This is a genomic window from Bifidobacterium sp. UTBIF-78, assembly GCF_006408945.1.
Taxonomy (GTDB): Bacteria; Actinomycetota; Actinomycetes; order Actinomycetales; family Bifidobacteriaceae; genus Bifidobacterium; species Bifidobacterium myosotis.
The window spans coordinates 18,354-27,374 of the sequence record NZ_JFAO01000037.1; the positions used below are offsets into that span (position 1 = coordinate 18,354).

The following is a 9,021-nucleotide window of genomic DNA, read 5'->3' on the forward strand; positions in this document are numbered from 1 at the left end:
CTTTACCACGGATCGTGAGGCACGTACCTGCCTCTGAAAGGATTAGTAATTATGGCAGAAGTCGTTTTCGACCACGTCACTCGTATCTACCCGGGCAACGACAAGCCCTCTGTGGATGACCTGAATCTTGATATCAAGGATGGCGAGTTCCTCGTCCTCGTCGGCCCTTCCGGTTGTGGTAAGTCCACCACCCTGCGCATGCTCGCGGGTCTGGAAGAGGTCAACAAGGGCCGCATCCTCATCGGTGGCAAGGACGTCACCACGATGCAGCCGAAGGACCGCGACATCGCCATGGTGTTCCAGAACTACGCTCTGTACCCGCACATGACCGTTGCGGACAACATGGGCTTCGCTCTGAAGATCGCCGGCACTCCGAAGGACGAGATCCGCAAGCGCGTTGAGAAGGCCGCTGAGATCCTGGATCTCACCGAGTACCTCGACCGCAAGCCGAAGGCTCTGTCCGGTGGTCAGCGTCAGCGTGTGGCCATGGGCCGCGCAATCGTCCGTGAGCCGAAGGTCTTCCTCATGGATGAGCCGCTGTCCAACCTCGACGCCAAGCTCCGTGTCCAGACCCGTACCCAGATCGCCGCTCTGCAGCGCCAGCTGGGTGTCACCACCCTGTACGTGACCCACGATCAGACCGAGGCCCTGACGATGGGCGATCGCATCGCCGTCATCAAGCTCGGCATCCTGCAGCAGGTCGGCGCCCCGACCGAGCTGTACGATCGTCCGGCCAACGTCTTCGTCGCCGGCTTCATCGGCTCCCCGTCGATGAACCTGAACACCCACCCGGTGGTCAACGGCAAGGCGAAGATCGGCGAGGACACCGTGGACCTGCCGGCTGAGGCCGTCAACAAGCTCACCGCCGAGGACAACAACCAGATTGTGGTCGGCTTCCGTCCTGAGGACGCCGATCTGGCTCCGGCCGACGATCCGAACGCCTTCTCCCTGAAGGTCGTCAACGTCGAGGATCTGGGTTCCGACGGCTACATCTACGGCAACATCATCACCGATGGTTCCGCCGCCGAGGCCTCTCAGGTCATGTCCGATCAGAACAAGCTCACCACGATTCGTGTGAACCCGCGTGCGCTTCCGAAGATCGGTGCCGTTGTCAAGATCAAGATCGACCCGGCCAAGATGCACCTGTTCGCTCCGTCGACCGAGCTGCGTCTGAACTAGTCGATCGCCGATTGCGGCGTAGATATACTTGGCGAGGTCTAACCGCTTCGTCAACCATTAAACGAGGTTGTTCTCTTCCTCTCTTATGACCTCGTTGGAAAAGCCCTGCATAGCTGCGGGGCTTTTCTTGTTGTTTAGGGCATGGGGCGATGCCACTATCGATGACGCCATCGGACGCGGATTGCTACGGCGACGAGCCGTTGAGACGACGCCGGTGTGCGTTTTTCGCGGTATGGGGGCCAATTCCGAGAAAAACGCGCGGGCGCAACGTAAAATCGAACACATGGAGTTGAATGAATTGCCCCAGTTGGATCCGCGCGCGCTGAAGGCCACGTCTGTCAAAGCCGAAGACGAACACGCCAATTCAGCCGAACCGCAGGCATTGAAGATCACCGCCGCCAGCTCGAACCCGAAGATGTTCACGTTGCCGTGGCACAAGCCGCTGGCCACATGGCCTCAGGAGCTGCTGGCCAACCTACCTCGAGGCATCTCCCGCCATGTGGTGCGTTTCGTGCACGTTGGCGACGAGGTGTACGCCATGAAGGAGATCACCCGTCAGGTGGCCGAGCGCGAGTATGAGCTGCTGCGCCGGCTGCAGAAGCTCGACCTGCCCACCGTGCAGCCGATCGCCGTGGTCACCGGCCGCCACGATCGCAACGGCGAGCCGCTGGAGGCGATTCTCGTCACCAGGCACCTCAAGTTCTCGCTGCCCTACCGTGCCCTGTTCGCCCGCAATCTGCGCCCGGACACCGCCGAGCGACTGATTGACGCCCTCGCCGTGCTCATGGTTCGTTTGCATCTGGCCGGCTTCTACTGGGGCGACGTGTCGCTGTCGAACGTGCTGTTCCTGCGTGATGCCGACGCCTTCTCCGCCTTTCTGGTGGACGCCGAGACCGGTGATCTGCATGTGAATCTGACCGAAGGCCAGCGCGAATACGATATCGATCTGGCTCGCACGAACATCATCGGCGAACTCATGGATCTGGCGTCCGGCCGTCTGCTGCCCAGCGATGTGGACGAGATCGAGGTGGGCAACCGCCTGGTCGATCGCTACCACTCGCTGTGGAGCGCCCTGACCGACACCGACAAGTTCGGCCCGGATGAGATGTGGAAGATCGAGAAGCGCGTCAACAAGCTCAACGAGCTCGGCTTCGACGTGGACGAGCTCGAGATGAAGACCGCCGAGGATGGCAAGCGCGTGCTGGTTCGTCCGCGTGTGGTGGACGCCGGGTACGCCTCCCGCAAGCTCCTGCGCCTCACCGGTTTGGACGTGCAGGAGAATCAGGCCCGCCGTCTGCTCAACGACCTCGATGCCTACCGCGCCTCCACCTGGCGTGACGGCGAGGAGCTGGAGATCGTGGCCACCGACTGGATGCGCGAGGTCTACGAGCCGACCGTGCGTATGATTCCGCCCGAATACCGCTCGCAGATCGAGCCCGCGCAGTTCTTCCACGAAGTGCTCGACCACCGCTGGTTCCTTGCGGAGAAGGCCGGCCATGACGTGCCGATGGCCGAGGCCGTCAAGAGCTATATCGACAACGTGCTGCCGCAGTACAAGCTCGACAAGAAGGACGTGGACGCGCTCAACGCCGAAGCCGATTCCGGCGTGGTGGACGATGAGTACACCTACGGCGACGATGGCTACAACCCCGACGACGACCCCGACGCGGCGGTGTGGAGCCACTGAGCCGTTAAGCCATTAATCGCGCAGTCACATATATGAATGGGCTCTCTTTACGTAATGTGAAGAGAGCCCATTCGATTACACGGTTGATGATTGAGGTTGTTTCTACTTCGCCGCGGCGGCCTTGGCGGCCTCGCCGGCCTTGCGACGGGCGTTGGACACGGCGTAGAGGCTGATGCCCGCCGCCACGGAGGCGTTCAGCGACTCCACGGACGAGCTGATTGGAATGCCGGCAATGGCGTCGCAGGCCTCGCGCACCAGACGGCTCAGGCCGCTGCCTTCGGAGCCCAGCACCACCACGAGCGGATCGGTCTCGAAACCGGTTTCGCCAACGAGCTTGTCGCCGCCGCCGTCAAGACCCACCACGTAGTAGCCGCGTTCCTTAAGACCCTCGATGGCCTTGTTGAGGTTCACCACGCGGGCCACCGGCATGTGCGCGGCCGCGCCGGCGGACACCTTCCATGCCGCGGCGGTCACCGAAGCGGAACGACGCTCCGGCAGAATCACGCCGTTCGCGCCGAATGCGGCGGCCGAGCGGATCACCGCACCGAGGTTCTGCGGGTCGGTCACGCCATCGAGCGCGATGAACAGCGGACGCGCGTTGATGCGCGCGGTGGCCGAATTCGCGGCCTCCATCGCCTTCGCCTTCTTCTCCGCGCGGTCGGCCAGCGAAGCCAGCGAGGAGTACTCGAACGGATTGACCTTGAGGATCACACCCTGATGGTTGCCGGAGCGGGCGATGCGATCCATCTCCAGACGGTCGGCCTCCAGCATGTGCAGGCCGCTGGTGCCGGCCAGCTTCACGATCTCGCGCGTACGGTCGTCATGCTCGATGCGCGAGAGGATGTACAGCGTCGAGCTCGGCACGCCCACGCGCAGCGCCTCGAGCACGGAGTTGCGGCCGAACACCAGATCCGAGGTGTCCGACGAGGCGAACTTGTCCACGCGCCTACGGGCCGCGAGACGCGGGTCCGCCATCCTGCGGCGCTCGGCCGCCTTCTTGGCCGCGTACGCCTTGTGATACACGCGGTCCTCGGCCTTCGGGGTCGGGCCCTTGCCGCGAAGCGCGTTACGATGCTTGCCACCCGACCCTTTGGTCGGTCCTTTTTTGATAGCCATACGGTTCATTGTCCCAGCACCCCGCCCCAAGCGTGCCGGAACGTCAAGTGCGAGTAGGGTATTGCAGGTGAGACGGCAACGTGAGATATTCGGTTTGTCCCCGCTGTACTGGGGACTGTGGTTGGCGATTCTTATCTTGTGGATGGGACGCTTCGTCACGTCGTTCCTGTCGATTTATCTGGTTTCCGCGTTGCATATCGACGAGGGCGTGGTCGGCGCGGTCGTCTCCATGTACGGTTTCGGCGCGATCATCGGATGCCTGTTCGGCGGCACGCTGTCCGACCGTTTCGGCCGCCAATCGATGATCGTCATAGGCGAGATCGGCGCGGCGGCATCCCTGCTGGCCACGTCCGCGCTCACGGCCCCCGTGCCCATCGGCGTGGCGCTGTTCGTCTATGGCGCGTTCGCTTCGCTGCCGAGCCCCGCCATCGCCGCGTACATCGCCGACGTGGTGCCCGTCGAGCGCCAGCAGCGCGCATATGTGCTGCAATCGTGGGCCATCAACTTCGGCTATGCCATAGGCCCGATCATCGCCAACCAGCTGGTCAAGGTCTCGTACTCGCTGATGTTCTACGTCGAGGCCGCCGTGCTGATCGCCGTCACCGCGCTGCTCGTCCTCTTCTTCCGCGAGGTCCGTCATTTGGGGATCGCCGTGGCGGATGCGGTGGGAGCTGACACGGCAGGGCCGGCGGATGCGGCGTGCGCAGTCGGCGAATCGGATTCCGCCGGCTCGTCGGCCACCGTTCCCGGCGATGGCGTACGACCGGCGAGCACATCGTTGCGCGACAACTGGCGTCGCGTGCTGACTGACGGCCCGTTCCTCGCCTTCTCCCTGCTGATGTTCGGCTACTATCTCGTCTACTTCCAGAGCACGTCCGGCCTGCCCATCGCCATGACGAATCTTGGCATGGGACTGGGCGACTATTCCGTGCTGCTCACCATCAACGGCGGCATGCTGTGCCTGTTGCAGATTCCCGCGATGAAGCTGTTCGCGCGCATGGGCAACTCGCGCGTGCTCATTGCGGGAATGGCCGTGACGGTCGTCGGCTACGCCGTGCAGATCGTGGCCGATTCATGGGCCGGTTTCGCGCTCGCCGTGGTGCTGTGGACGTTGGGCGAACTCGGCACCTTCCCGATCGCCACCACCACGGTGGCCGCGATGGCCCCGGCGGCCGCACGAGGCACCTACCAGGGCGTCTACAACATGGTGTGGTCCGTGTCCATCGCCTTGGCGCCGCTGGTGGGCGGCTGGATCATCAGCGGCTTCGGAGGCCGGGTGCTGTGGATCGCCTGCACGGTCGTGCTGATGGCCGTCACCGTGGGACTGCGGCTGACTAAAGGGCTGCGCGACCGCTCCATCGCGCGCAATCTTCACGAGCAGCTTGGCTGAAAGTCGGCCTGATGCGAGAACCAGTATCCCGCGTCAGAAATTCGTTATTAATTCACTGCCCTTCAGACCCGTTTCGCGGGCCAGCTCCCCTAACAAGGGGAGCCAAAAATAAAATCAACGAACTTATGGCGCGGCATACTAATTGCACTGTTCGGCCGGCCCGCGGCCGGCACGTCCAACCCTCCAAACCCCTCCAAAACCCCACAAAACGCATTACGCTGTGCGCCCACCGATTCTCGAGGGTATGGAATAATGGCAATCGTATGCATCGGCAGCAGTTGCGTCGATGTCCATAACCGCGCAGTCCCGCGTGGCACCGGAAGAGAGAATCCGGCGGCTGTCCGGGGCTGACTACTCCGCGGCTATACCAAGGAGAATGACATGGTTGATCGTCAGCAAGATCAATCCAAACAGTCCGCGATTGCAACGAATGAGGTCGCGGAATCAGAGGAAGTGCGCGCGCAGCAGGCGTTGTTGGGGGACGCCGATCCAAGCCTGACCAGTGCCGAAGACGTGGCCAAGGCCCTGAATGTGGACCCGGCGCGCGGTCTGAGCGAGGAGGAGGCCAAGCGCCGACTCGCCAAATTCGGTCCGAACGAGCTGGCCAGCGCGCCGCCCGTACCCAAATGGAAGAAGTTCCTGGCCCAGTTCCAGGACCCGCTGGTGTACCTGCTCATCGCGGCCACCGGCATCTCGCTGGTCGCGTGGTTCATCGAAAAGGCCAACGCGCAGCCCGGCGCGGAAGGCGGCGAGGCGCTGCCCTTCGACGCCATCGTGATCATCCTGATTCTTATCGTCAACGCCGTGCTCGGCTATATGCAGGAGGCCAAGGCGGAGGCCGCGGTCGAGGCGCTCGCACAGATGACCGCCCCGCAGACCTCCGTGCTGCGTGACGGCAAGGTCCAGCGCATCAACACCACGGACGTGGTCCCCGGCGACATCATCGTGCTGGCCGAGGGCGATTCGGTCTCCGCGGACGGACGACTGGTCAATGCGGCCAGCCTGCGCATCGCCGAGGCCTCGCTCACCGGCGAATCCGTGCCGGTCGGCAAGAAGCCGGACACGCTCGAAGCGGCCAAGGCCCTCGGCGACCGGGCCAACATGATTTTCAACGGCACGTCCGTGACCCAGGGCACCGGTCGCGCCATCGTCACCGGCACCGGCATGAACACGCAGGTCGGCAAGATCGCCGACATGCTGTCCGCCACCGAGGACGAGAAGACCCCGCTGCAGAAGGAGATGGACTACGTCTCCAAGATTCTCGGCATAGCCGTGTGCATCATCGCCGTCGTCGTGCTGGTCGCGCTCGCCGTGCTCGAGGGCTTCAACGACATCCACGACGTGATCGACTCCCTGCTGCTCGCCGTCTCGCTCGCCGTGGCCGCCGTGCCCGAGGGCCTGGCCGCGATCCTGACCGTGGTGCTGGCGCTTGGCGTGCAGCGTATGGCCGCCCACAACGCCATCGTCAAGAAGCTGCATTCGGTGGAGACGCTCGGTTCCGCGTCCGTGATCTGCTCGGACAAGACCGGTACCCTGACCCGCAACGAGATGACCGTCGAGCGTGTGGTGACCCCGTCCGGCGAAGTGCAGATCACCGGCACCGGATATGCGCCGGAAGGCCGTATGGTCATGACCGGCGGCGTCTCGCCCGAATCGGACGAGGCCCGCGTCATCGCCGACGAAGTCGTCGCAGCGCTCGCCGCCGGCGCGCTGGCGAACGACGGCGAACTGCGGCAGGAGAACGGTCGCTGGGAGATCGTGGGCGACCCCACCGAGGTCTCGCTCATCGTGGCCGCGCGCAAGGTCAAGGCCGATCGCAGGGCCGAGCGGTTCACCCGCGTGGCCGAGATTCCGTTCACCTCCGAGCGCAAGCGCATGTCCATCATCGCCAAGGACGACACCGATTCCGGCAAGCTCACGGTCTTCGCCAAGGGTGCGCCGGACGTGCTCCTGAGCTACTGCTCCCGCATCCGCGTGGGCGGGCATGTGCGCAAGCTCACCGAAGGCGATCGCCAGTCGATTCTCGCCACCGTCGAGCGCCTCTCCTCCGAGGCCTACCGCACGCTTGGCGAGGCATGCCGCCCGCTGGAGACGAGCTCGCTGGCCGATGTGCCAGGCGTGACCGTCAACGCCGCAGGCCAGGTCGCGGACATCGCCGATCAGGCCGAGGCCATCGAAACCGACCTCATTTGGAACGGCATGGTCGGCATCATCGACCCGCCGCGCACCGAGGTCCGCGACTCCGTGGCGGAAGCCCATCGCGCCGGCATCCGTACGGTGATGATCACCGGCGACCACCCGCTCACCGCGGCTCGCATCGCCTCCGATCTGGGCATCATCGCCAAGGACGGCAAGGCGATGACCGGCGACCAGCTTGACCAGCTGGCGGACGAGGCGGCGCTCGACAAGGCCACCGCCGACGTCTCCGTGTACGCGCGCGTGGCGCCGGAGCACAAGCTCAAGATTGTCGAATCCCTGCAGCGGCAGGGCAACATCGTGGCCATGACCGGCGACGGCGTCAACGACGCCCCGGCCGTCAAGACCGCGGACATCGGCGTCGCCATGGGCATCACCGGCACCGAGGTGACCAAGCAGAGCGCCAAGATGATCCTGGCCGACGACAACTTCTCCACCATCGTGGCCGCCGTGCGCGAAGGCCGCGTGATCTTCGACAACATCCGCAAGTTCCTGCGCTACCTGCTGAGCTCCAACGTGGGTGAGGTGTTCACCGTGTTCTTCGGCGTGGTGCTCGCCGGATTCCTCGGCATCCGCCAGCCGGAGACCGTGGGCGTCACGGTGCCGCTGCTCGCCACCCAGCTGCTGTGGATCAACCTGCTGACCGACGCGGCCCCCGCGCTGGCGATGGGCGTGGACCCGCAGACCGATGATGTGATGGCCCGCCGCCCGCGCAAGGTGACCGACCGCGTGATCGACGCCTCGATGTGGGGCGACATCATCTACATCGGTGTGATCATGGCCATCGTCACCCTGATCGGCATGGATATGCATCTTGCCGGTGGTCTGTTCACCGACCGTTCGGTGGACACACTCGGCCACGAGGCCCAGATGGTCGAGGCCCGTACGATGGGCTTCACGATTCTGGTCTTCGCCCAGCTGTTCAACGCGCTGGCCTCCCGCTCCCACCTGCAGTCCGCATTCGTCGGCCTGTTCTCGAACAAGTGGCTGTGGGGCGCGATTGGCCTGTCCATCGTGCTGCAGCTCGTGGTGATCTACGTGCCGTTCCTGAATTCCGCGTTCGGCACCACGCCGTTGAGAGCCAGGGCGTGGCTGGAATGTATCGGTTTGGCGGCATTTGTGCTTGTCGCTTCCGAGTTGCGCAAGATTGTGCTAAGAATAATGGATAAGCGCCAGTAACGCCTTATTCGTTTTCATTTCCTAGGGACAAACCCAGTGGCCCGGACCTTCAACTACGAAGGCCCGGGCCACTGGGTTTTGCGGGTTGTATGTTGGCGTTCCCCGCCTGTCGTCCCATTCGTCCCACGATGTAGGGATCATCACACGGTGTAGGGATTGGCTCACCGTGTAGGGATTCTCCCATGGTGTAGGGTCCCAAAACGGCTTAATTCCGCGGATGGTAAAATTTTTCTCCCTACACCGTGGGGATTTCCCTACACGGTGGGCCAATCCC

Annotated in this window: 5 protein-coding genes; 4 read left to right on the plus strand and 1 reads right to left on the minus strand. The window is 63.8% G+C overall.

Going from position 1 to position 9,021, the window contains the following annotated elements:
* Window positions 1-51: 51 nt before the first annotated feature.
* Both BG22_RS08515 and BG22_RS08520 read left to right on the plus strand, forming a co-directional pair.
* A complete protein-coding gene (locus BG22_RS08515) occupies window positions 52-1,179 on the plus strand; it encodes an ABC transporter ATP-binding protein (RefSeq protein ID WP_094668018.1) in 1,128 nt (375 codons plus the stop codon).
* 283 nt (window positions 1,180-1,462) lie between these two features.
* Window positions 1,463-2,866, plus strand: a complete 1,404-nt coding sequence (locus BG22_RS08520) for a DUF4032 domain-containing protein (protein WP_140494804.1) — start codon at window positions 1,463-1,465, stop codon at window positions 2,864-2,866.
* A 102-nt stretch (window positions 2,867-2,968) separates the two neighbouring features.
* Here the strand turns inward: BG22_RS08520 and rlmB are convergent, their stop codons facing one another.
* Window positions 2,969-3,982 (minus strand): 23S rRNA (guanosine(2251)-2'-O)-methyltransferase RlmB, encoded by a 1,014-nt coding sequence (gene rlmB / locus BG22_RS08525; protein ID WP_094668014.1) that lies wholly within the window; start codon window positions 3,980-3,982, stop codon window positions 2,969-2,971.
* 67 nt (window positions 3,983-4,049) lie between these two features.
* On the opposite strand from rlmB, the gene BG22_RS08530 reads away from it, so the two are divergent.
* The gene (locus tag BG22_RS08530; RefSeq protein WP_140494806.1) at window positions 4,050-5,372 is read left to right on the plus strand and encodes an MFS transporter; all 1,323 of its coding nucleotides are present in this window, start codon (window positions 4,050-4,052) and stop codon (window positions 5,370-5,372) included.
* 381 nt (window positions 5,373-5,753) lie between these two features.
* Window positions 5,754-8,747: a cation-translocating P-type ATPase gene (locus BG22_RS08535; protein WP_140494808.1), complete on the plus strand. Its 2,994-nt coding sequence runs from the start codon at window positions 5,754-5,756 to the stop codon at window positions 8,745-8,747.
* Window positions 8,748-9,021 lie beyond the last annotated feature (274 nt).

Excerpts from the sequence above, each read along its gene's own strand:
- BG22_RS08515 (WP_094668018.1), top strand. The coding sequence starts at position 52 with ATGGCAGAAGTCGTTTTCGACCACGTCACTCGTATCTACCCGGGCAAC.
- BG22_RS08520 (WP_140494804.1), top strand. The coding sequence starts at position 1,463 with ATGGAGTTGAATGAATTGCCCCAGTTGGATCCGCGCGCGCTGAAGGCC.
- rlmB (WP_094668014.1), bottom strand. The coding sequence starts at position 3,982 with ATGGCTATCAAAAAAGGACCGACCAAAGGGTCGGGTGGCAAGCATCGT.
- BG22_RS08535 (WP_140494808.1), top strand. The coding sequence starts at position 5,754 with ATGGTTGATCGTCAGCAAGATCAATCCAAACAGTCCGCGATTGCAACG.